This window comes from Fibrobacter sp. UWH4 (genome assembly GCF_900142475.1).
Taxonomy (GTDB): Bacteria; Fibrobacterota; Fibrobacteria; order Fibrobacterales; family Fibrobacteraceae; genus Fibrobacter.
The window spans coordinates 306,050-327,453 of the sequence record NZ_FRAY01000005.1 but is presented as its reverse complement, the minus strand read 5'-3'; the positions used below and the strand labels follow the sequence as shown (position 1 = coordinate 327,453).

20 protein-coding genes are annotated in these 21,404 nt (G+C 52.8%); 12 read left to right on the top strand and 8 right to left on the bottom strand.

Going from position 1 to position 21,404, the window contains the following annotated elements; translation table 11 throughout:
- Positions 1-9 precede the first annotated feature (9 nt).
- From BUA93_RS11195 to BUA93_RS11185, 3 genes are all read right to left on the bottom strand, one after another.
- Entirely contained in the window at positions 10-789 is a 780-nt protein-coding gene (locus tag BUA93_RS11195; RefSeq protein ID WP_072979402.1) for a hypothetical protein, read from the bottom strand.
- Positions 786-1,286: an RNA polymerase sigma factor gene (locus BUA93_RS11190; RefSeq protein WP_072979400.1), complete on the bottom strand. Its 501-nt coding sequence runs from the start codon at positions 1,284-1,286 to the stop codon at positions 786-788. Before BUA93_RS11190 ends, BUA93_RS11195 begins: the two co-directional genes overlap by 4 nt.
- A gap of 133 nt (positions 1,287-1,419) precedes the next feature.
- Positions 1,420-2,313, bottom strand: coding sequence for an FKBP-type peptidyl-prolyl cis-trans isomerase (locus BUA93_RS11185; protein WP_072979398.1), 894 nt, complete (start codon positions 2,311-2,313; stop codon positions 1,420-1,422).
- A gap of 296 nt (positions 2,314-2,609) precedes the next feature.
- Between BUA93_RS11185 and BUA93_RS11180 the strand changes: the two genes are divergently transcribed.
- Positions 2,610-2,828: a hypothetical protein gene (locus tag BUA93_RS11180; protein ID WP_072979396.1), complete on the top strand. Its 219-nt coding sequence runs from the start codon at positions 2,610-2,612 to the stop codon at positions 2,826-2,828.
- 234 nt (positions 2,829-3,062) lie between these two features.
- Here BUA93_RS11180 and BUA93_RS11175 read toward each other — a convergent pair whose 3' ends face one another.
- The 5 genes from BUA93_RS11175 to BUA93_RS11155 all read right to left on the bottom strand — a co-directional run bounded on the left by BUA93_RS11175 (position 3,063) and on the right by BUA93_RS11155 (position 11,845).
- Entirely contained in the window at positions 3,063-4,718 is a 1,656-nt protein-coding gene (locus tag BUA93_RS11175; protein ID WP_072979394.1) for a sialate O-acetylesterase, read from the bottom strand.
- A gap of 270 nt (positions 4,719-4,988) precedes the next feature.
- A complete protein-coding gene (locus BUA93_RS11170; protein ID WP_254793950.1) occupies positions 4,989-7,085 on the bottom strand; it encodes a carbohydrate-binding protein in 2,097 nt (698 codons plus the stop codon).
- 132 nt (positions 7,086-7,217) lie between these two features.
- Positions 7,218-9,488: a carbohydrate-binding protein gene (locus BUA93_RS11165; RefSeq protein WP_371359322.1), complete on the bottom strand. Its 2,271-nt coding sequence runs from the start codon at positions 9,486-9,488 to the stop codon at positions 7,218-7,220.
- A 165-nt stretch (positions 9,489-9,653) separates the two neighbouring features.
- Complete coding sequence (locus BUA93_RS11160) at positions 9,654-10,985, bottom strand: hypothetical protein (RefSeq protein ID WP_072979392.1); 1,332 nt, start codon at positions 10,983-10,985, stop codon at positions 9,654-9,656.
- The gene (locus tag BUA93_RS11155; RefSeq protein WP_072979390.1) at positions 10,982-11,845 is read right to left on the bottom strand and encodes a DUF4423 domain-containing protein; all 864 of its coding nucleotides are present in this window, start codon (positions 11,843-11,845) and stop codon (positions 10,982-10,984) included. Before BUA93_RS11155 ends, BUA93_RS11160 begins: the two co-directional genes overlap by 4 nt.
- Before the next feature lie 314 nt (positions 11,846-12,159).
- Here BUA93_RS11155 and BUA93_RS11150 point away from each other — a divergent pair, with 314 nt between their 5' ends.
- The 11 genes from BUA93_RS11150 (at position 12,160) to BUA93_RS11105 (ending at position 21,326) form a co-directional block, all read left to right on the top strand.
- Positions 12,160-12,552 (top strand): Fur family transcriptional regulator, encoded by a 393-nt coding sequence (locus BUA93_RS11150; RefSeq protein ID WP_072979563.1) that lies wholly within the window; start codon positions 12,160-12,162, stop codon positions 12,550-12,552.
- Positions 12,545-12,811 (top strand): hypothetical protein, encoded by a 267-nt coding sequence (locus tag BUA93_RS15980; RefSeq protein ID WP_139258002.1) that lies wholly within the window; start codon positions 12,545-12,547, stop codon positions 12,809-12,811. The genes BUA93_RS11150 and BUA93_RS15980 overlap by 8 nt, the downstream gene beginning before the upstream one ends.
- Before the next feature lie 80 nt (positions 12,812-12,891).
- Positions 12,892-14,022, top strand: a complete 1,131-nt coding sequence (locus tag BUA93_RS11145; RefSeq protein WP_072979388.1) for a metal ABC transporter substrate-binding protein — start codon at positions 12,892-12,894, stop codon at positions 14,020-14,022.
- A 54-nt stretch (positions 14,023-14,076) separates the two neighbouring features.
- Positions 14,077-14,817 carry a metal ABC transporter ATP-binding protein gene (locus tag BUA93_RS11140; RefSeq protein ID WP_083597370.1) on the top strand — a complete coding sequence of 247 codons (741 nt, stop codon included), beginning with the start codon at positions 14,077-14,079 and terminating at the stop codon, positions 14,815-14,817.
- A 68-nt stretch (positions 14,818-14,885) separates the two neighbouring features.
- Complete coding sequence (locus tag BUA93_RS11135; RefSeq protein ID WP_072979386.1) at positions 14,886-15,737, top strand: metal ABC transporter permease; 852 nt, start codon at positions 14,886-14,888, stop codon at positions 15,735-15,737.
- Between the two features lies 1 nt (position 15,738).
- The gene (locus BUA93_RS11130; protein WP_371359318.1) at positions 15,739-16,164 is read left to right on the top strand and encodes a hypothetical protein; all 426 of its coding nucleotides are present in this window, start codon (positions 15,739-15,741) and stop codon (positions 16,162-16,164) included.
- Between the two features lie 29 nt (positions 16,165-16,193).
- Positions 16,194-16,460: a DUF2946 family protein gene (locus tag BUA93_RS16785; protein ID WP_139258000.1), complete on the top strand. Its 267-nt coding sequence runs from the start codon at positions 16,194-16,196 to the stop codon at positions 16,458-16,460.
- Between the two features lie 148 nt (positions 16,461-16,608).
- Positions 16,609-17,193 (top strand): hypothetical protein, encoded by a 585-nt coding sequence (locus tag BUA93_RS11120; protein ID WP_254793949.1) that lies wholly within the window; start codon positions 16,609-16,611, stop codon positions 17,191-17,193.
- A complete protein-coding gene (locus tag BUA93_RS11115) occupies positions 17,123-19,228 on the top strand; it encodes a TonB-dependent receptor (RefSeq protein ID WP_254793948.1) in 2,106 nt (701 codons plus the stop codon). The genes BUA93_RS11120 and BUA93_RS11115 overlap by 71 nt, the downstream gene beginning before the upstream one ends.
- A 58-nt stretch (positions 19,229-19,286) precedes the next feature.
- Complete coding sequence (locus BUA93_RS11110) at positions 19,287-20,429, top strand: CobW family GTP-binding protein (RefSeq protein ID WP_072979380.1); 1,143 nt, start codon at positions 19,287-19,289, stop codon at positions 20,427-20,429.
- Between the two features lie 618 nt (positions 20,430-21,047).
- Positions 21,048-21,326 (top strand): hypothetical protein, encoded by a 279-nt coding sequence (locus tag BUA93_RS11105; RefSeq protein ID WP_072979378.1) that lies wholly within the window; start codon positions 21,048-21,050, stop codon positions 21,324-21,326.
- Positions 21,327-21,404 lie beyond the last annotated feature (78 nt).

Here is a 21,404-nt window from a genome sequence, read left to right as displayed (position 1 = left end):
TTCTCCCCCTTACTTTTCCACCTTGCGCAACGTAAACGAAACCGATTCGACACCACTGCTTTTCAGGGTCTTGTCGATATCATTCCCGTCAAACTCAAACATTTCCCCAGACGTGAGCAAGAAAAACTTTTCGAACTTGGGTGCATTATCCAACTTGTAGGCGAACGGGAGCGTGGTCATCTTGCCCGGTTCCAGTTCGACCGCACGGTTGCCTTCGCCCATGTGCATCGTGACGGTACCGTTACCGTCCATGCTGAAAAGCATACCGAAGCACTTTTGCGGAACGCGGTAACGCAGCTGGATTTCGTCGCCTTCGCGAGCCTCGCCCAGGTTCACCATCTGCACGGCGCTATCGCCCATTTTCTTCCAGACTTCGAGACCCGCGGTCATTCCCTTGATGCGCGTGCCGTTATCGACATCCGCCATCGCGACATCCATTCCGGAAGTCACCGAAGATTCATTCACGATTTCCGTCTGGCGATTCAGCACCACCAACGAGAAAACGCCGAACGCAACAACCAGCACGGCAGCGACCCGGAGCCACCACCCGCTGAAGGACCGATTCGGCGAAATCAACTCCCGTTCCTCTTTTTCCAGCTTATTTTCCAATCCGCTGAACGGATTTTCCGCAAGGAAGTGTTCGCCCTCCTCGCGCATCATCTTTACACGGGCCGCAAAGAGCTCGTCTTCTGCCTCGCGCTTGCGCAGGGCAGCCATTTCGACTTCGGGGAGTTCCCCCAGAAGGTAGCGTTCCAACTTGAAATCGGAAATTTGTTTGACATTCGTCATCTTTCGACCTCCAGATTCTTGACTTTCGCCTGCAGGGTACGCAAACGCTTGCGCACGCCGCTTACCGAAAGACCTACAGTCTCCGCAGTTTCTTCCAGGGTCATGCCGTCCACATAATGGAGCACGGCGATTGTCCTGGTCGATTCCTGTTCCTTGGAAAAAATCCTCGCGAGAATTCCACTAGCTTCGCGGCCATCGTCTTCGGCGCAGGCGATGTTGAGCAGAAGCTCGCTCGAGTCCACGTCAAGTCCGCGGCGGCGCTTGTCACGGATGCGGTTCAGGCAAAGCCTGGTCGCCGTATTCCACAGCAAGCTGGACGGTTGCGAAAGATCGATGGATTCTACACGCTCGTACACGCGCAGAAACACGTTCTGTACCATGTCCTTCGCTTCGGCTTCGTCCTTGAGCAGAAACATGCAGCGGCGATAAACCATCGGGGCATAAGCCTCGTACAGTTTCGAAAACGCCAATTGCTCAGAGAGATTTTTCCCGTTCATACCAGTGAAACACCCGAGGAGGTCGAAAGTGTCACCTAAAATTAGAAAAAAAGAACCCCGCTTTCGCGGGGATTTTGGCACTGGATCCCCTCCCTCCTCTTTCAGAGTCGGTCGAGGATGACATAAGTTGAAACTACTTCTTGGTTGCAGGCTTTGCTTCGGCCTTTGCGGGAACCGTTTCCGTTGCGGCGGGCGCAGCACCGGTCTGTTCCGCGGCAGGGGCAACGGATGCAGCAGGCGCAATCGCCGTACTGTCGATCGCAGGGACCTCGGCATACACCTTCAAGAGTTCCACCTCGAACACGAGCATCGCATTCGCAGGAATCATCGGCGGGACGCCCGCCTCGCCATAAGCCAGGGCGCTCGGGATCCAAGCCTTTACCTTCATGCCTTCTTTCATCACCTGGAGCAGGTCCTGCCAGCCTTCGATCACGGCGTTCACCGGGAATTCCAGCGGTTCGCCGCGCTTCACGCTATTGTCAAATTCGGTTCCGTTCAGGAGCGAGCCGATGTAGTGCACCTGCACGCGGTCACCCTGCTTGGGAACTATTCCCGTACCTTCCTTGAGGACCTTGTACTGCACGCCCTTCGGAGTCACCTTGACCGTCGTATCCTTCGCGTTTTCGGCGAAGAACTTCGTCTGTTCTTCAAGGGCCTTCTGGGCCGCTACCTTTTCGTCGGCTTCCTTCTGCTTCTGCATCTGCAACAGCAAATCCTGCAGCGCCGATTCCGCGACCGTATCGGTCATCAGCACCGGCCGCGCCGAATCCACCTGGTCCTGGATCGCGCCCATGAGCACATCCAAATTCAGCGGCACGTTCACATTCGCAATCGCCTTGCCCAGGTCCATTCCCAGCGCATAGCTGTAGCGGTTCGTAGGGTTGTCCAGGTCGGGCTTCGCGGGCACGGCCACTGCAGTCGTATCGGCCGCGGGAGCGGGTTCCACGGCGGGTTTCTGGGCACCGCCACAAGCGACGAGAACACTGCAAAGGGGCAAAACAGCACAGGAAAGACGGCTAAAATTCATTCTATTTCCTTGGCGAATAGTGATTTGAAACACAAACAATAATAGAAATTAGAGACAGGAACAGAGAGCGAACACTTTTTATACGCCCTTTTCGGGTCTAAAATACAAATAAAACGCCCCCACAGACCACCTTTTTTCTCTAAAAATTGCGTTTTTACGCAAATTTCAAAGATTTTATCCAAAATGACATTAGACGGCCTCGACGGAATCGGTAAATTCGCGTTTACAAAATGGGTTGCAACCAAAACAAAATGTTTCTAAATTTACACACAAGAGAGAGAATATAAGGAAAAAATATGAACTATCGTTTCGAAAAATATATTAATTCGGCCTCCGCCAACAAGCAGGCATTCGATAGCTCCATCGAAGGAGTCCGCAGCAGTCTCCACACCTCGCTGAACACCGTCGCCCCGGTCGCGCCCATCTCCGCCAAGACCGGCTGGCTCAGGGGTTCACTTTCTTACCCGTGGGTTCTCATCTGCTCCCTCGTCCCGAGCCTGAAGGAACTGTTCTAGGCAATCGGCTTCTACCAAAACTTAAGGAAACCGGACCGGTTTTCCGCCATTCTGCAAATTGCCCCGCCAACGGGGCTTTTTTTTTCGTATGGGCGAGCGATCTAAAAACACCTCCGGATTCCCAGAGGTGAAAACGATAACGAGAGAGAAAGACTTTTATATTACCCGTAAAGCAGACCGAGCACAACCGCGAGTATCGAGATAACGACAATCTGCTTGACAATGGTTATTTCACTACTTTTCATAGACCACCACCTTTTGCTTGATACCTGCAGAGCCCGCAGCGCGCACCAGGTACACGCCCTGACGGACACCTTTGATACCATCCTTGACCATACGGACCGCATCATCCATACCGGCAGCCTTGAAAGTCGCCACATGCTTACCCTGCAAGTCGAAAAGGTTGAAGCAGCTTTCCGCCTCGGTCACGTCAAGGCGGACATCCTTAAATCCAAGAGGCTGTTGGGAGGAAACCGCCTTGAATTCGACATAGTCAATGTCAATCCAGTCGTTGGTAATTTCAAGTTTCAGTTCGTGCTCACCCGCCTTCAGCGTAGCCTTGCCGCCGCGAACCACTTCAAACGCATCAAAGCCTTTCCCGGTATTGGCCATCTCGGTACCGATAGGCTGGTCATCCATGTAAAGCATCAGGCTGCCGGTTCCGTTCTCGCCCGCCACGTTGGCAGAAATCTCGTAATCGCCATCGGCGGCCACGTTCACGGTGTACTTGAGCCATTCGCCCTTCTGGTTGTAGCCCACGACAATACCCATGTTCGGCTGGTAAATGTCCACATCGTCCTTGCGGAGCTTACCGCCCTCGTTACCCTTGTTCAAATCGTAGTAGGCAACGTTTGCTCCACCCTTGTTGTAGTTTTCGGCCTGCACCTTGCCCGGGATTTCGATCGGGTCGGTATAGGGCCCATATTCCTCGGGAGGTTCATCAGGAACCGTAGACTGGCTCGGGTCCACCAAGTTTACCGGCGGGGCATCCGGGTCAATCGTCTTGTCGATAAGCTTGAGCATCTCGGAGCAGTAGCGCCTGCCGAGTTCAATCACGCCCGCGCGCCCGAAGTGGTACGGGTCCTTGCCGTTGCCCTGCAAGCCCTTCGAGGACGCAAGCCCGAACTTCTTGAAGTTGTTCTTGAGCTGGGCAATGCCGCCATTCTTGCTAGAGCAGCAGTTGTTGCCTTCCTGGAGGAGTTCGCCGGCCACAAACGGAACCTCGTTTTCGTCGAGGTCGAGCGCGTCGATAATATCCTTGTAGGTCTTGTAGACGGTCTTGCGCCAATTGTCGTCGGTGCCGTCACTTTCACCCTGGTGGAAGATGAAGCCCTTGATGACGCCCACTTCCTTTGCCTTCTTGGCGAGTTCCAGAATGCGTCCCGGAGGATTGTTGTCGTAATCCTTGGGCCAGCCCCAGCTCATAATGTCCTTGCCGTCGCCCTTGAAGTAGCTTTCGTACTGGTCCTTGTCGAAGGCGCGGATGCTCACCGCACCGATAGCGACCGGGATAATGCCCACAGTAACGCCCGGCAGGGAATCCACCATCGCACGGCCAAAATAGTCCGCCGGGGAGAGGTTCTCGAACGGGTGGAACATCGGGGGAATCGCGGTGTACCATTCGCCAGTCTTGATGGACTGGTTCGTCTTGCCGCTACGCTGGCTCGCGTTTGCGTTATGCGAGGCAAGCATCAGGAACTTTTCGGAATACTTGTCCTGGTCCTCCGCCGAAACGATATCGCCGTTACCGGCCATGTTGGACTGCCCGTAGGCAATATAAATATGGAAATTGGGGTTCGGGGCCGCAGTCGCGAGCGTCGCGAGCATCAAAAGCCCACCCACGAGCCACAGGGCCGGAGTCAGCAACTCAGAAACTTTTTTGAAATCCATAAAACACTCCTTTTACTCCCTTAAAATTATCCTAAAAAACGGCAAATTTCCGCGAATTTCGCCAAAAACTATGGACAAATAGTCAACGGGAGATAACGAAAACGTAACAAAAAACCCGCTTTTCAGCGGGTTTCTTGGCTCTTAAGTCATTCTCGACCGAAGGGAGGCCGGACAGCACTTGGCAACTTGTTGCCTTAGTGCGCATGGTCTTCGAATGGGGAGAATCCAGAGCTGGATCCCGTCAGTCGCTTCGCTCCTTCCAGGATGACACTACTTTGTCACCTGGAGGCGCATAACGCGGCCATTTGCAGATTTCGCCAAATAGACACCGCCACGCTTCACAAGACTTGCCGTATTGGACTTCAGTTCCTGAGCTCCTGCCGCACGGACAAAGCCAAGGAAGCCGCCATTCATGTCGAAAATACGGTAATTTTCGGCTTCGGTCGGCAGGCGCAGACGATTTTCCATAAAGGTCGTAGAATCACCGATCGGTTCAGGATCAGTCGCATCCTTGCCCTTCACGAAGGTGAAGTAATCCACGTCCATCCAGGAACCCACCACCGTAAAGCGGAGGATATGCTCGCCCGCCGGGAGAGTCACGTTCTTCTGCACCTTGTTATAGTCGTCGTAGTTTTCTTCGCCGTCGTTCTTCGGGACAGAAATGTCGCCCGTGAGTTCCTTGCCGTCGAGTGTCATGTTAAAGCCCGACGTCGCATTCGCGGAGGCCACGGCGGCAAAGAAGGTGTAGTCGCCAGCCTCCTTCACGTTCACGGTGTATTCCAGCCATTCACCTTCCTGGTTGTAGCCCACGATATAGCCAGTCGCCTTCTTGTAGATATCAACGCCCGTACCTTCGCGGTAATTGGTTTCGCCGTGATCGTCAGCGTCATTTTCGTTGTAGGTCTTATTTTCCTTGCCGGTTCCCGGAATGTCGAAGTTTTCGGCTTCAATCTTGCCCGGAAGTTCTACGGCCTTGCCGCCGAACGGTTCACGCGGAGTCTTGACCACGTCGCCGATTTCGCCCACGAGCGTCACGATGCAGTCCTTGTTCGTTGCACCCGATTCCATAGTAATGGTCACGGAGCCATTCTTCACATCCACAAAGCCTTCGTCCTTTGCGTTCTTCGCTTCGCTCGTGGTGTACATGTGGAAGCTTTCGAGTTTCGATACACCCGGCACGTTCACCGTCACGGTTTTAGCCGAGCCGTAGTCGCGGTTCACGAGCACCACGATGACGCTGTCGCCGTTTGCGCTCTTGTAGGCAGAAGCGAACACTTCTTTTTCGGGATTAGCCGTAGCGCCCACGCGAAAAGCTCCCGGACGCACAAAGCGAGCAAACTGGGAAAGCACATAGCCGCGCTTAGAAATCTTGCCGATTTCGTTAGACGGAATCTGGAGCTTGTTGCCAAAATCCTTTTCCATGATTAGGCCGTAGCAACGGCGGATATACCACCAGGTGTACTGATTGAAGTTGCCCACGACCATAGCGCGGTGGATTTCGTAAGCCACATCCATGGCATTCACGGTATCGCGCTTATTGGCGTTCGCCTGGTCACCCGTATTCGTAATCGTGCGCCAGTAGTTACCGCTACCCTGGCTTTCGGTGTAGTGTTCCGTCATCCAGCGTTCTACGCCCTTCTGGTCAGCCAAAGAATACTGGAAGAAGTTATCCCCAGTTCTTCTGTCGCTGGCGTAGAAGTGCGCACCGAGAATGTCCCAGTTCTTGAGGGCGCTCGCATCGTTCAGCACCTTGTCATACAGACTTTTCTGGTAGGCAAAAGACTCCGTCGAAATCACCTTGACCCCGTTCTTGCGCATTTTGTCGGCATAGCCCTTGGTGAAATTGTAGATTTCGTCGGCGCTCCAGCAAGCCCATTCATGGCACCAGTCCGGTTCGTTACTGATGGAAATTGCATACAGAGGAACGCCCTGATTCTTCATGTAATCGTTAAAGCTGTTCAGGTGATCCACGTACTTCTGGTAGTTCGAAGAAGCCATGTGCTGGTTTGCCCCCGCATACGGAGAAGTCCACGGAGTTGCATACAAAATAAAGTCATCGCCGGCGTACTTTTCGGCATACTTTGCGGCCTGTACTTCTTTATTAAAATCGTTTGAGCTTGCATACACCGGAATACGGAGCGTATTGAGGCCGATTGTACCTTCACCCGTACCGAAAGCAATCTTCGCATCGGCTTCGGAGAGTCCGCCACCGCCCTGCCACTGGTTATGCACCATGCCGCCAAAGCCACGGATTACCTGGTGTTCTTCACCAAGATCCACATTGACCGTCGAAGCGGCAGCCATACTCCAGAGTCCCGCCACACCAAAGACGAAACCCACACTCTTTGCAATCTTTTGGATTGTCATTTTTTACTCCTTTTTTCCGCGCACTCCACTTTTGAACCATCCCTTATTCAAAAATCAAGCATCCACCGCGGTTTCAAGGAAAGGCACCCCCGTTCGGGGGTGTCCTCCTGGTTGGATGTGTTTATGGGAAACTTAACGGGCTGCTCGCACCTTTGCTATCATGCCATTGGCACGGTTACGGATCAGGCAAATTCCGCTAGCCTTCTCTGCACCCTTGATAGAGCCATCACGCCAAAGCTTGGACGCTTCTGCCATGTTGCGGGCGGTAAAGCTTGCAATCTTTGAGCCCTTCAAGTCGAACACGTCGAAGCTAGCCGAAGCAGCGACATTGAACTTTGCGCCCTGACCGATAGCGTCCGTACCGATCGGATCGGTATCGTCGGCATCCTTACCCGCGACAAAGTTGATATAGTCGATATCCATCCAGTCACCGGTCACGGTAAAGCGGAGGATATGTTCGCCAGCAGTCAGCTTCACGTTGGCAGAGACCTTGTTGTAGTCGTCATAGTTCTCTTCGCCGGAACTCGCCTGCGGAACCGCAATTTCTTCGGTAATGTCGTCGCCGTCGATAGAGAGCTTGAAGCCAGAGGTCGCATTGGCGGAAGCCACCGCCGCGAACATCGTGTAGTCGCCGGATTCCTTCACATTCACGGTGTATTCCAGCCATTCGCTGGCCTGGTTGTAACCCACGACATAACCCGTAGCCTTCTTGTAGATATCGACGCCGGTGCCTTCGCGGTAGCTCTTGCCACCATTGCTTTCGGCGCCATGGTCATCGGAATCATTGTCACTGTAGGAATCGACTCCTGCGCCACGGCCAGTCCCCGGTTCATCAAAGTTTTCCATCTCAATCTTGCCGGGGATAGCCCAGGCCGTGCCACCGAACGGTTTCTGCGGTTCAGGAGGAGTCGTACCGCTGCCCTCGAAGCCCCAAGCCTTCACGTACATGGTCGAATCCTGGCTACCCTTGAACACGAGGAACAGCTGGTTCACGATGCCCTTGAGGCCAGAAACTTCGCACTTGTTTTCGGCGTAAGTGTTCTTGCTGCCGGTATTCTTGAGCGAGCAAGTTCCCGCGAGAGTTCCTGTTGCAGAACCCGTGCGGATTTCAATCTTATTGCCGTCAGCAGCACTCGAAGCTTCGACCGTAAAGCCGGTCGCCGCAGTACCGAAGTCCACGCCACTCACGCGGATCCAGGATTCCTTGCTGGAAAGCGGAATCAGCACGTGTTCAGCCCTCTTGCCCACGACAAAGTTGGAGCGGCTACGGATCCCCTTCTGCTTGGAACTCGTGAGAGCCGGGTACCAATCATACGGGTCGAAGTTCTCGATCTGCTTCGGGCCTTCGTCCGTCACCTTCACCGTCTGAATGGTGCCGTCAGCATTGTAGAACATTTCGTCTACGGAAACGCTGCGGTGGAAACCCTCGTTCGGCTTCGGCTGACCGTCATCGGCCGGGATAATTTCAAGACCGTTATGCCCCTTTGCAATACGGCGGTCATGATAGACAACGTAAGAATGGCCCTTAAACTCGGCAATACCGTGGTGGTTGTTATTGCCGTTGATGCTTCTGCCGTTCATGCTCGGGTCGCCGAGAATCGTACCCTTCCAGGTGTACGGGCCCATTACATTGTTCGACATGCCATAGTCGATAGTAGGCGCACCCTGCTGCCAACCGGTACTGTAAGAGAAGTAGTAAGTGCCCTTGTGCTTGTGGATGTAGGACGCTTCGAGCATCTTGCGGGTCGGCAGGTTGTTCACCTTCACGTGAGAGCCGTTACCCACCGGAGCATCCTTCGCGTCGTTCAGCTTGACAATATCAAAGTTGTCGGTATTCGGACGGCTGGTGCTTTCGCCACCGCCCCACGTCACGTAGGTCGTACCGTCGTCATCGATAAAGATGCCCGGGTCAAAGCACCAGGAAACGCCATCGCAGCCGATAATGCCACGGCCACCGACAAGCTTATCCTTGCCCTGGCCCACGGCGTTTGTCCACGGGCCGTCAATTGCAGGGGCCTTGATGTAACCAATGCCACCACCACCGCCATCGGGGAACACAATGTAGAACGTACCGTCATGCACCGCGATGCCAGACGCCCAGATGTCGTTAATGCCGTTCACCTTGCGTGCATCGTAAATAATGCCGTAATCGGTCCAGTTCTGCATATCCTTGCTGCGGAATGCATAGAGGGCGTAAATCTTGTAGCCTTCGGAATTTGCGGGCGCCGGGTCGTCGGAGTCCGTAATGATGTAGAAGTATTCGTCGTCGGCGGCAGCACCCGGGTCTGCCAGGTAGTGATAGGTAGAAATCGGGTTGTCTGCGAGACCAAAAGCAGCGAGACCCGCAACCATACAAGCAGCCTTTTTAAGGCCAAAATCTTTCCAAACATTCCTAAAATCCATAAGGACTCCTTGAAGGCAAAACACACCAAACCTTCTCATCCTAAAATTACCCTTAAAAAAGGGATTTTTTCACCCTGCAAAGAAGGTTTCCATTGACATATTGTCCATAGGATACAGAAAAAGCCCCGTTCTGCACGGGGCTCGCCTTCAAAATTCAGGATTTAACTAATCGACGTCCTTGACACCGTAGATGGTGATGTCATCGACCCAGATTTCAAACGGGCCACCAACGCCACCGCCAAAGATGTTCAGGTTGGTCACGTGATCCTTGACTTTTTCCCAACCGATGTTGCCCCCGATTCTCACCGTATCGGCAACATCTTCCGGGGTCACCACATAGCGGGTCCAGGCGGTATCGAGCGTCATGTGCACCCACGCCTTGCCGTTTTCGTAGCCGTTCATTTCCAAATCGACACTGTCCATCTGCACGTCGAACGAGAAGCTAATCCACTGCGTCGAATCTTCACGCGCCCCGCTGCCGCGAGCCCAGAACACAACGGAATCAAGTTCCGAAAGGTCTGTCACTCCACGGAGCGGCTTGCCCATCAATACCCAGTTGTAGTTGGAGTCATTGGTATATACAAAGTGCGCCGCCAGCCCTTCGCGATCGAGCCCGGCCGAATCAGTGCCAAGCTTGGCGCTAGCGTACCGAGAAACAGTCGTGTACCAGCCGTAGGTACTGTCCTCGAAGTCTTCGAACAACACCACCGGATAAACATCGACCGTATCCTCGACCACGGAATCCTTCGGAACCGTATCCTTCGAAACCGTATCGGCCGCGATGCCAATCTTCACGTTCTCGGAAGACTTTTCGGAAGACACGTGAACCGTGCGGGCGCCCACCGGCAAGAAGCTGTCGTAAGACGAAATGGTCCCGTCAAGACCGGCAACCTCGTAGGTGCTATAGACAAAGCCCACCACGCTGAAATTACCCGCCGGCAAGTTTTCAAAGACAAAGTTGCCCAGCGAGTCAGTTTGAACAAAGTAATCAAGCCCCTGGATACCCACGGTTACAGAGCGGACATCTTCGGGCAGATACACCTGACCGGACATCGAGCCCGTCGCCGCCACCTTGAGGGAAACAGAATCCAGAGAACTGTCGGTCACCTCGACACGCTTGAAATCCTTGAGGGTATTTTCGCGCGCCTCAATCGTATAGCTACCCGGTTTCAGTCTCGGGAGGTTCAACCGGCCCTGGTCGTCGGTTTCGGCGTTCAGGATACCTGCCGCAGAATCAGTTTCGACCACCGGAGATTCGAGATTATCGGATTCATCACTCAAAGTAAGGCTATTCGCGCCCGCCAAGAAATCGGAAGGACGCACAAAAACCCTAGTACGGGCAGCAGGCGTCCCATCGCCCTTCTGCACCGTAAGCACGACCGCGACCGAGTTCTCCGTTTCAAGCGAAGAACCAGCCGTATCCTTGCCGGCCGTACACGCCGCAATGAGCGCACCCATCGCAGCAGTCAAACCTATATGCCACACCCACTTCTTCATTTGGACTCCCTTTTGTCGCCCTCCACAGAATCAACGGTACGGACACCGCCCTTTCGCGCTATCGGATAGAACGCCATCGAAAGCTGCATCACCCGGTCGGAATTCTTGGCACCATCCACCCTCTTCTGGACCAGACGCCTAAATTCCCTAAGCATTTCTCCCAAGTCATCGAAGCAAGCCTGATCAACGGACAATGTAAGTGTAGAAATATTTCTTTCGTCCACAGGAATATTGTCAAGCGCATTACTAGCCAAAGAAAGCACTTCTTTCTGGAAATGACGCACGGCCTGTTTCTTTTCGGGGCCACCCACAGTCAAGTGAGCATCCGTCAGCGCCAGTTTACCCGACGCCATTTTCTTCACCAGGCCCACTTCGAGCAAGGTGTCAATCGCTTCTTTTGCCTGTTCCTCGGTAATCGGGGGACAGATATCGCGCGAAATCTGCTTGACATTCACCACGCCACCGTTCAGTTCCAGGTAGGCGCGCACGGCGGGAATCCACCAGTTTTCGAGCAGCTTGAGTTCGGCTGCCTGCAGACTGTGGCGGTCCACGTCCCTCAAATCGAGGGCCTTCGCCATCAGTTCCTCGCGCTTGTTCTTGTCCTTGGTTACAGCGGCAGAGAACAGCAGGTCAAAGTATTCGGCCTCGCGACCGGACAGATTCAGGATTTCTTTCGCGGCAGGGAGCGCATGAGCCGGGAGGTGCTGCTTCTTCTGCAGCACGCGGTAAAGGTAGCTGGAATCCAACCCCAGCTTGTCCCCCATCATACGGTACGAGTAGAAAGGCATCTCAGCCTTCCTGCGGTCGTAGTACTCCTTCAAGAAGTCGCGGTAATCCGATATGTCAGAAAACGTAACCATAATTATTTTACCCGTATATTTACATAAATAAAATAGACTTTGCAGGTAAAGAAACATATACCCAGTGTGAATTTCGCATGGATGTTTTATCCAAGCGGATTGTGACGCAAGTCACAGAGAGGTGTGGGGTGTGAGGGGAGCAGCCCGTTTGGCCTGTACGCAGCCCCATTTCGCAGAAAAAAGCTCACAATTTGCAAATGAGTAGCAAATCTTGCGAAATTTTACTATATTTTGCGAACGATTCGCAAATTCATCCGGTGCAAGACGCATCGAGCGCCCTCCAAACGGCGAAAATTTGCGAAAAACGAGGAAAAATGGAATACAAGACGCAAACAAGGCAAAAAATCACGGACTACATGGCCGAGAATCCCGACCGGATTTTCAAGGCGTCCGAAATTGCCAAAAGTTTGCCCGAAGTTTCACTGAGTACCATTTACAGGAACCTGTCCCGCATGGAAAAGGCGGGAATCGTGCAGATTGTCGGGGCCGATGACAACAACGAGTTGCGCTACCGCTACACGGGTCCAGGCCAGTGCGAAGAAAAGATGCACCTCGTGTGTAAGGAATGCGGCAAGTTCTTTCACCTAGAAGGCCCCGCCCTCAAGGTGTTGCAGCTTTCGGTGCAACGCAGCGGATTCGAACTGGACCAGCAACAGTCCGTGTTGCTTGGCCGCTGCTCCGGTTGTTCGCGGAGGCGTCATGGTTAAAGCACTCTTCGACAAGTTGCTGGTATTTTTAGCATCGCTCTACGTGGCCAAACATCTGGAACACCATTGCCACGGCGATCACTGCCACGTGTGTCACCACATCCACCGTTGCCTGGAACTGATTTCAGTCTGCATGGAACTGGTGGTAGCGCCGTTTGAACTTGCTTTACGGTTCTTCTATTTCAAATTAGTTTGCTTCAAGGCGGCAGTCGCGCCGTCGACAACTCTCGTATCGCAAAAAGTCCTGCTACTGAATTGATTGGCGCACTGGGCACGACAAGTGCCACGGAGAATAAAGCATCAATTCAAATTTTGGCCCGATTGGGCAAAGGACTTATTATGAAGAAATTTGCAGCATTTGCAATGTTTGTTTTGGCGACGGCGCTGATGTTTGTCGCCTGCAGCGCGGAATCGAACGAAAAAGCCCCCGCACAAAAGAAAGTTTCTATTGTCGCGACTATCTATCCGCAGTATGACTGGCTGAAGAACGTCCTCGGAGACCGTCTGGACGCAGTGAACCTGAAATTGCTTATCAAGAAAGGCACCGACTTGCACAGCTACAAGCCCTCGGCACAGGATATCGCAGCGATCGCAAGCGCCGACATGGTGGTATACGTAGGCGGTGAATCGGATGAATGGATCGAGAAGGCACTGAAAGCAACGCCGAAGGAAGGCCGCGTGCAGGTGAACCTGATGGAAGCTTTAGGCGACCGCGTCAAGGAAGAAGAAGTCGTGGAAGGCATGCAGGCCGAAGAGGAACACCACCATGAACACGGCGACCCTTCGGCAAGCTCAGGGACCGAGGATCATCATGAACACGCTGAAGTTCACGAGAATCATGACCATCACGAACATGCAGAAGAACATGAAGACGGGCATCACGAGCATGCCGAGGCACACGAAGACGAGCACCATCACCACGAAGAAGCCGAGAACGACGAACACATTTGGCTCTCGCTGAAAAATGCAGAACTCCTGGTGATGAACCTTGCCGATGCCCTCTCGAAAGTAGACACGGCGCACGCTACGGAATACCACATGAATGCGGGCCTTTACATCGCAAAGATTAGCGCCCTGGACGCCCAGTACCGCGCAGCAACAGACAGTGCCCATTTCAAGACCATTTTGTTTGGCGACCGATTCCCGTTTCGCTATCTGGTGGATGATTACGGCATTAAGTATTTTGCCGCGTTTGTTGGCTGTTCCGCCGAAAGCGAAGCGAGCTTCGAGACGGTAGCCTTCTTGGCCGGCAAGATGGATTCGCTTGCGCTCCCCGCGATTTTCACGATTGACGGAAGCAACGGAAAAATTGCCCGTGCGATTCTCGACGCCAGCAAAAAATCGAAGGAAACGCCTGTGCTGACGCTGAATTCGATGCAGTCGGTGACGGATGCGCAGATGCAATCTGGCACAGACTATCTGAGCATGATGCAATCAAATTTGGAAGTTTTGAAGAAAGCAATTAAATAGTGCGGAATGGGTGACGAGTAGTGAGCGATGAAAATTAAAAATTGAGAATGAATAATGAATAGTGAAGATATACAGAAAAAAAATCTTAGCCAAAATTCTCAAAGGGAGCCCTGGAGCGAAAGCGATAGGGCGACCGAGCTCACTGCCCATACCTCGTTGCTCAAGTGTCGGCAACTGACTCTCGGATACGGGAGCAAGGACCTGGTACGCGATCTGGACTACGATATAAACGCAGGTGACTACCTGTGCATCGTGGGGCGCAACGGTTCCGGAAAGACGACTTTCTTGAGGGGTATCGCGGGGCTGTTGAAGCCGAAATCAGGAGTCATCGAACTTTGCGACAGCTTAAGCCGAAATCAAATCGGCTATCTGCCGCAAATGACGATCGTGCAGAAAGATTTCCCGGCCTCCGTCGAAGAAATCGTGCTGTCGGCATTCCAAGGAAAGCACCGCTTGCTGCCCTTCTACAGGAAGGCGCACCGGGATCGCGCCATGGAATGCATGGCGCTAACCCGTACCGAAAGCCTCGCAAAATCTTGCTTCCGTGAGCTTTCGGGGGGCCAAAAGCAGCGCGTGCTTTTAGCGAGGGCCCTGTGCGCCGCCGAGCGGCTGTTGCTTCTCGACGAACCGGTGACAGGCCTCGATCCGGAATCTACTGAAACGATGTACCGCATCATCGAGGAACTGCACCAGAAGGGAATGACCGTCGTCATGGTCACTCACGATGTAGACACTGCCCTCGACGATGCCACCCGCGTGCTGGACTTCAACAAAATTTCAACTAAAGAAAAATGAAAAGATTCATGTCGCGACGTCCTCAAACCTCATACCTCAAAGCGCTGTAAGCGCGACCCCAAACCTTTATGCCGGAACTTATAGAAAAACTTTCGTTCTACTTGGATTTCCCTTTCGTTCGCTACGCGATTATCGTGGGCGTTCTCGTATCGCTCTGTTCGTCGCTCCTGGGCGTGACCTTGGTGCTCAAGCGTTACTCCTACATCGGTGACGGCCTTTCGCATGTCGCCTTCGGAGCGCTCTCTATTGCAGCGGTACTCAAGATTACGAACAACATGCTGCTCATCTTGCCGGTGACGGTCGCGGTGGCAGTACTCTTGTTGTGTACAGGGAAAAATGCCCGCATCAAGGGAGATGCCGCCATTGCCATGGTTTCGGTCGGAGCCCTTGCCATCGGTTATCTATTGATGAACATTTTCTCGACTTCGGCGAATATTTCAGGTGACGTTTGCACGACGCTTTTCGGCTCTACTTCTATTTTGACACTCCGGGTAGAAGAAGTCTACCTGTGCGCCGCACTCTCGATTGCAGTCCTCGCCGTATTCATTCTTTTCTACCACAAGATTTTCGCCATCACCTTCGACGAAAATTTCGCGCAGGCGACCGGCGTCAACACGACGATTTTCAATTTGCTGATCGCTGTCATCGTGGCCGTCATCATCGTTCTTGCCATGAACCTGGTGGGCGCCCTCCTGGTGTCGGCCCTAGTGGTGCTCCCGTCGCTTTCGGCCATGCGCGTTTTCAAGAGTTTCTTCGCGGTAACGGTTGCATCGGCCATCATCTCGGTCGTGTGCTCGCTTATCGGAATCGTCGTCGCGATTCTTGCGGGGACTCCCGTAGGTTCTACCATTGTGGCGGCAGACATTGTGGCTTTTGGTCTCTTCTATTCGATCAGCCTGATTCAAGGCAGAGGTGCTTAAGTTGTTCAAAGTAGTTCTTGCAGTTCTGCTTGCCTTTGCGGCCTTGTTTGCAAAGGAACCCGGCGGTAAAGAGAAATACGACATTGACATTTCCCGCATGAGCGGGACCATGGTCTATGGGCAAGTTTACCAAATGGTCATGTACCCAAGCAAGTATCTCGGAAAGCATATCAAGATGAAGGGAATCTTTTCGAGCTATTACGACGAGGAAATGGAACGGCGTTTTTACGGTTGCGTGATTCAAGACGCTCTCGCCTGTTGTTCGCAGGGGCTCGCCTTTGAACTTGCAAAACCGCGAGAATTTCCCAAGGAATACCCCGCCGAAGGAGCCATCATCACGATTACGGGCGACTTCGATTTTGAAAGCGATGAAGGGGGCGGAGGTTTTCCCATCATCCGCAACGCTGAAATGCAGACCGAAAAGTAATTCCGTTATTTTAATTATTGGATTTTTTAGTGAAGTTCTTGAAGACCATAATCGTCGCTTTCGTGGTAGCGGGCCTACTCTCTATTGCCCAGCACCATCACGATGACTTTGACGAGCATGACGATTGCCCAGTCTGTGCGCTGGTGCAGAATGGTCTTGACGTTGCAAGCGGCACCGCGGATGTCGCTGTAATTTTGGTGGTTATCGGCGAACTGGTAAGTGAAATTCGCATTTTTAGAACAAACCCGCGTTTTCATTTTTCGAGGCCACGCGCCCCTCCCGCCCTCTCCGCATAATCCGTTAAAACCTTAACCGCAATATCCTGCTTTTTTGCCTTGCGAAAAATCGCCAGGTGTTTTGGAGTATTGTCCGCAAAATTTTTCGCGGATAGGATTGTTGTACACAAAAGCCGTCCATTATGACGGCCGATTAAACGAGAGAAACATGAAACTGATCCAAACCCTTTCCTTTGCCATTTTTGGCATCATCCTCAGCGTATTCTTTGCCGCCTGCGGCGACAGCAACAGCGCCTCTACCGACCAGCACGAACATTTTGAAGCCGAAGGCTGGAACCTTTATTGGGGCGACTGGCAGCTTGCCTACAGCGTTTACCGCGGCAAGGCCGATTCTTCCATCGAAGTGATGCACGTGAACGCAAACTGCATGAGCGAACATATCCACGTGAAGTTTCTTGACGACAACAAGAAAGAAGTGGAGCCCCCGACAGATGACGAACATTCCCTCGCCTGGGAAATCGCCGACGAAAAAATTCTTGACGTACACTCCTGCGGCAGCTGGGGTTTCCACCTGAAGGGTGTCAAGGAAGGCGAAACGACTTTGATTCTGAAGGTGAACCATCACGACCATGCCGACGCTCGCACGCCTGCAATCCGCGTTGTCGTAGATAAGGCTTTGGACGCCGAGGAATGCCCGTTCCATGAACATCACCACGACGAGGATGAAGACGAAGATCATGATCACGACCATGAACACCACGATCATGAACACGAGCACGAACATGAAGATTAGCCTCATTAGGGCTGCCATGGGGAGCCTCCTTCTAGGGGGCTTCCTTCACTCTTCTTTTGCACAAATTACAGAACAGGATTCAGCCCAAGATTTTGTACAGGATTTAGGAAGTTCGGTAGTGCAGGCGGAAAGCCCCGCGCATGCGATTTTAGAAGGCCTCCGCGAAGATGACGATTTAAAAGGCGACAAACTCGAACGCGCTATCTCTACAACTATTGCTGAGACTATCAAGAACGAGCCCGATGTAGCGATCCGTTCCATGGGCCCTGCGGCCGCACGCCCCGTTATCAAAGGACTTTCGGGGAGCCATGTCGAATTGACCGAAGACGGCGCATTCTGTGGCGACATGAGCGCCACCTCGCCCGATCACGCCGTCGCATCTGAAGTCTTAACCGCACACCGGCTTCGCGTTTTGCGCGGGCCGCATATTTTGGCGCATTCATTTTCAGCCGCGGGCGGCGTAGTGCTAGTAGAACGCAAGGACATTCCCTTTGACGATTCATCTTCTGACGGAGCGCCTTTTCACGGTTATGTCACGGGGTATTCCGAAAGCGCACAGCCGGGGTACGCAACGGCCGTGGGGGCTAATGCCTCGACGGCGGGAATTTCACTTAAAGGAGAACTTTCTGCCCGCCGCATGGGCGACATGGAAACGCCCGATGGCACGCTGAAAAATACGGATATTGAAAACAGGAGCGGGGCTGTAGGCGCCGCGTACGCCTTGGGGCGTTTCCGTTTCGGAGCCTCTTACCGCTGGTTCGACAGCGACTACGGAATCCCCGGCGGATTCATTGGCGGGCACCCGAACGGCGTCGACATTGAATTATGGAAACGCGACTTGACACTGCGCGGCTTTTACTTGCCGGCCAATGACGTCCGCGACACGCTGGATGTCACGCTTCGAATCAACCGTTATCATCACAAAGAATTTGAAGGAAAGAAGGGGGCGGTGGGGGCCGAGTTTGCTGTCAATCAGGAGAACTTGCGCTTAGAAAAACTCCTGGCAAGTCTCGGTCCCCTTTTCGGAATTCGCCTGGGCGCAGAATTGGAACGCCGCTGGATCGAAATGGGCGGTTACGTATTCACGCCACCGACTCGGTCGTATGCAGGTTCCGCTTTTGCCGTCGCCAGCATGAGTGGGTGGCGTGGGCTCGAAATTACGGTAGCTGCGCGACTCGGCGGAGCGATCTTTCGCCCGCATGAAAGCGTCGTCGCCGACAAAGACGCCATCGAAGACCGCAACTTTGCATTATGGGCGTTTGACGCAGAATTCTCGCAGCACGTCGGTGTGGGCAAATTCTTGACGCTGGATTTATTCAGGACCACACGGGCGCCCACCATCGAAGAGTTATACAATCAGGGGCCGCATCTCGCCGCTTACACCTACGAGCGTGGCAACCACAAGCAGGACGCCGAAAGCGGCTACGGCAGCGAACTGGAATACCGCTCTTACGGCGATTTATTCACCTGGCGCGCGGCCGCTCACGCTACCTATTTTTTGAACTATCTCGCGCCCCGCGCTACAGGAGACACCAACTGGTCGCAGCTACTCCCCATCTATCAAGTCAGCGGCGACGAGGCATTCCTTTTTGGCGGCAGCGCCTCCGTCGAAACCGCGGCAGAACGCGGCATACACGCGACAGCCTCCGCAAGCTACGTGCGCGGCATGTACCGCAACGCAAATAGTTCAAGCCACAACGACTCCAAGAACACGTGGAGCGACATGCCGCAAATTCCGCCGCTTAAATTCCACGGCGAACTCGCCTACCTCTGGGAACATGTACGCACAGGCGCACACACCGACATGGCCCTCGCCCAGCACAAAGTAGACAAATACGAAGAGCGCACTCCCGGCCACATCACCTTCGGTCTGTCAACTGAAATCCACTGGGAACTTGCACTCGCCCGCTACAGTCTCGTTTTCCGCGCCGACAACTTGCTAGACGCCGACGTTCGTAATCATCTTTCCCGCCTAAAATCAGTCATGCCCGAAAAGGGCCGCAATTTTAGCGCACTCGCAAAAATCGAATGGTAACGCATTATTCATTACAAACAAACTTTTTAACAAACTACACAATCTTCAAAGGAGAACTATGAAAAAGAACAAGAAACCCGTCATCCTCATTACCGGATATTTGGGCTCCGGCAAAACAACCCTCTTGAACAATATTCTTAAGCAGGAGAAGCGGAAAGTCGCCCTTATCGTCAACGACATGGGAAGCATCAACGTCGATGCCGAAATTCTGAAAAAGAACGGCTCGAACGTGGCCGAATGCCCGATGTTCGAACTGCAAAACGGTTGCATCTGCTGCACGCTGCGCGACGAATTCATCGAGCAAGTCGAAAAGATTTCCAAACTGGATTCCATCGAAGTCGTATTCGTCGAAGCCTCCGGCATCAGCGACCCCGGCGCCGTGAGCGCAAGCTTCTTGGCCTACGAAGAAGACAATCCCGACACCAACGTTTACCTGACCTCCATCGTGACCGTCGTCGATGCCGACCGCATCTACCGCGAATTCCTCAGCGACCTGAAACACAAAAAAGAACAGCGGGACCACTTAGCCGATCAGTACGATCTTTCGCAAGAAGAAATTTCCACCCTGATTGTAGACCAGATTGAATTCTGCAACTTTATCGTCTTGAACAAGTGCGACTTGCTCAGCGAAGACCAACTCAAGGAAGTCGAATCCATCGTACGCGATTTCCAGCCCCGCGCACCAATTATCCATTCGGTAAACGGCGACATCGACATCGAAAAAATCCTTACGACAAAACCTTTCAACTACGGTCAAATCGAATCGTCCTCGGCCATTCAAAAAGCCACCGCAAGCCTGTTGCAGTCAGGACGCCGTCGCGACAGCTGCGTAGACGAATACGGAATTTCGTCCTTCGTTTTCGAGACAAGGCAACCGTTCAACAGGACCCGCTTCATGGATTTCGTCAACAACCGCTACCCTGCCGAACTCATCCGCTCCAAGGGCTACATCTGGTTCTCGGACGCCAGCAGGGACGTTCAACTGTTCGAACAGGCCGGCCGGAATTCCTCGGTCATGCCAGTATCTTTTTGGATAGACGCCCTGCGCGAAGACCAGAAGCAAGCCTACCTCGCCGACAATCCCGAAGTCCGGGAAAACTGGGATTCCCGCTACGGCGACCGCGAAAACCAAGTCGTCTTTATCGGCAAGGGCTACAACAAGGAATCCATCCGAACGGAACTCGAAAAATGCCTTGACTAACCGCAAATTTATGAAGGAAAACCCTACAAGCAATCATAGTAATATGACAAAATGAAACAGCGTCAACCCTTTTCTATTTTTTTGTGGAAATGGGTTGACAGCATTATAGAATTTTTGTAACTTGTACACCTACACCTGTCTAGGTGTAAATGTACCTGACCGATAAGTCAAGCGACTCTAACGTCTAAGTACATATAATCGGAGCCAGTGGCTTGCAATCCCTCAAGGATTCAAGTCCGGAGCTTAATAATAATTGGAGCCAGCGGCTTGCAAACCCTCGGGGATTCGAGTCCGGAGCTTAATAATAATTGGAGCCAGCGGCTTGCAAACCCTCGGGGATTCGAGTCCGGAGCTTAATAATAATTGGAGCCAGCGGCTTGCAAACCCTCGGGGATTCGAGTCCGGAGCTTAATAATAATTGGAGCCAGCGGCTTGCAAACCCTCGGGGATTCGAGTCCGGAGCTTAATAATAATTGGAGCCAGCGGCTTGCAAACCCTCGGGGATTCGAGTCCGGAGCTTAATAATAATTGGAGCCAGCGGCTTGCAAACCCTCGGGGATTCGAGTCCGGAGCTTATGATAAAATCAATTTTTCAAAAAAAACAAGAGGACATTCATTATGAAAGACCATTTAATATGGACTAAGTGGGGTGAGATGACCGAACTCCAATATGAGATTGAACTCGAAGCCGAAAAAGAACGTCTGTTAGAAGAGTTGGAAAGGAAACGCGCTAATGGAGATTCTGATGAAGACTTGGAAGAGGAAGAACCTGATCCCGATCCTTGGATGGGTTTCAATCCCGACGGCGACTATCTCGAGACTATGGGATACATCGATCCACTCGATGATCCCAACGACTTTGACGACACAGCCTTTGAGGAATTCTACGACGAATAATTAAACGATCTAAGCAATAATACACTAAAGCATATCACTCAATGGCGACTATAGAGTCGCAATAAACGGAATGGAAAA

Bases quoted from the DNA above. Each gene is read 5' to 3' on its own strand.
- BUA93_RS11170 (WP_254793950.1), bottom strand. From the start codon at position 7,085: ATGACAATCCAAAAGATTGCAAAGAGTGTGGGTTTCGTCTTTGGTGTG.
- BUA93_RS11180 (WP_072979396.1), top strand. From the start codon at position 2,610: ATGAACTATCGTTTCGAAAAATATATTAATTCGGCCTCCGCCAACAAG.
- BUA93_RS11160 (WP_072979392.1), bottom strand. From the start codon at position 10,985: ATGAAGAAGTGGGTGTGGCATATAGGTTTGACTGCTGCGATGGGTGCG.
- BUA93_RS11150 (WP_072979563.1), top strand. From the start codon at position 12,160: ATGGAATACAAGACGCAAACAAGGCAAAAAATCACGGACTACATGGCC.
- BUA93_RS11145 (WP_072979388.1), top strand. From the start codon at position 12,892: ATGAAGAAATTTGCAGCATTTGCAATGTTTGTTTTGGCGACGGCGCTG.
- BUA93_RS11135 (WP_072979386.1), top strand. From the start codon at position 14,886: ATGCCGGAACTTATAGAAAAACTTTCGTTCTACTTGGATTTCCCTTTC.
- BUA93_RS11155 (WP_072979390.1), bottom strand. From the start codon at position 11,845: ATGGTTACGTTTTCTGACATATCGGATTACCGCGACTTCTTGAAGGAG.
- BUA93_RS11105 (WP_072979378.1), top strand. From the start codon at position 21,048: ATGAAAGACCATTTAATATGGACTAAGTGGGGTGAGATGACCGAACTC.
- BUA93_RS11190 (WP_072979400.1), bottom strand. From the start codon at position 1,286: ATGAACGGGAAAAATCTCTCTGAGCAATTGGCGTTTTCGAAACTGTAC.
- BUA93_RS11115 (WP_254793948.1), top strand. From the start codon at position 17,123: ATGAAGACGAAGATCATGATCACGACCATGAACACCACGATCATGAAC.
- BUA93_RS15980 (WP_139258002.1), top strand. From the start codon at position 12,545: ATGGTTAAAGCACTCTTCGACAAGTTGCTGGTATTTTTAGCATCGCTC.
- BUA93_RS11175 (WP_072979394.1), bottom strand. From the start codon at position 4,718: ATGGATTTCAAAAAAGTTTCTGAGTTGCTGACTCCGGCCCTGTGGCTC.
- BUA93_RS11110 (WP_072979380.1), top strand. From the start codon at position 19,287: ATGAAAAAGAACAAGAAACCCGTCATCCTCATTACCGGATATTTGGGC.
- BUA93_RS11195 (WP_072979402.1), bottom strand. From the start codon at position 789: ATGACGAATGTCAAACAAATTTCCGATTTCAAGTTGGAACGCTACCTT.
- BUA93_RS11185 (WP_072979398.1), bottom strand. From the start codon at position 2,313: ATGAATTTTAGCCGTCTTTCCTGTGCTGTTTTGCCCCTTTGCAGTGTT.
- BUA93_RS11120 (WP_254793949.1), top strand. From the start codon at position 16,609: ATGAAACTGATCCAAACCCTTTCCTTTGCCATTTTTGGCATCATCCTC.
- BUA93_RS11140 (WP_083597370.1), top strand. From the start codon at position 14,077: ATGAATAGTGAAGATATACAGAAAAAAAATCTTAGCCAAAATTCTCAA.
- BUA93_RS11165 (WP_371359322.1), bottom strand. From the start codon at position 9,488: ATGGATTTTAGGAATGTTTGGAAAGATTTTGGCCTTAAAAAGGCTGCT.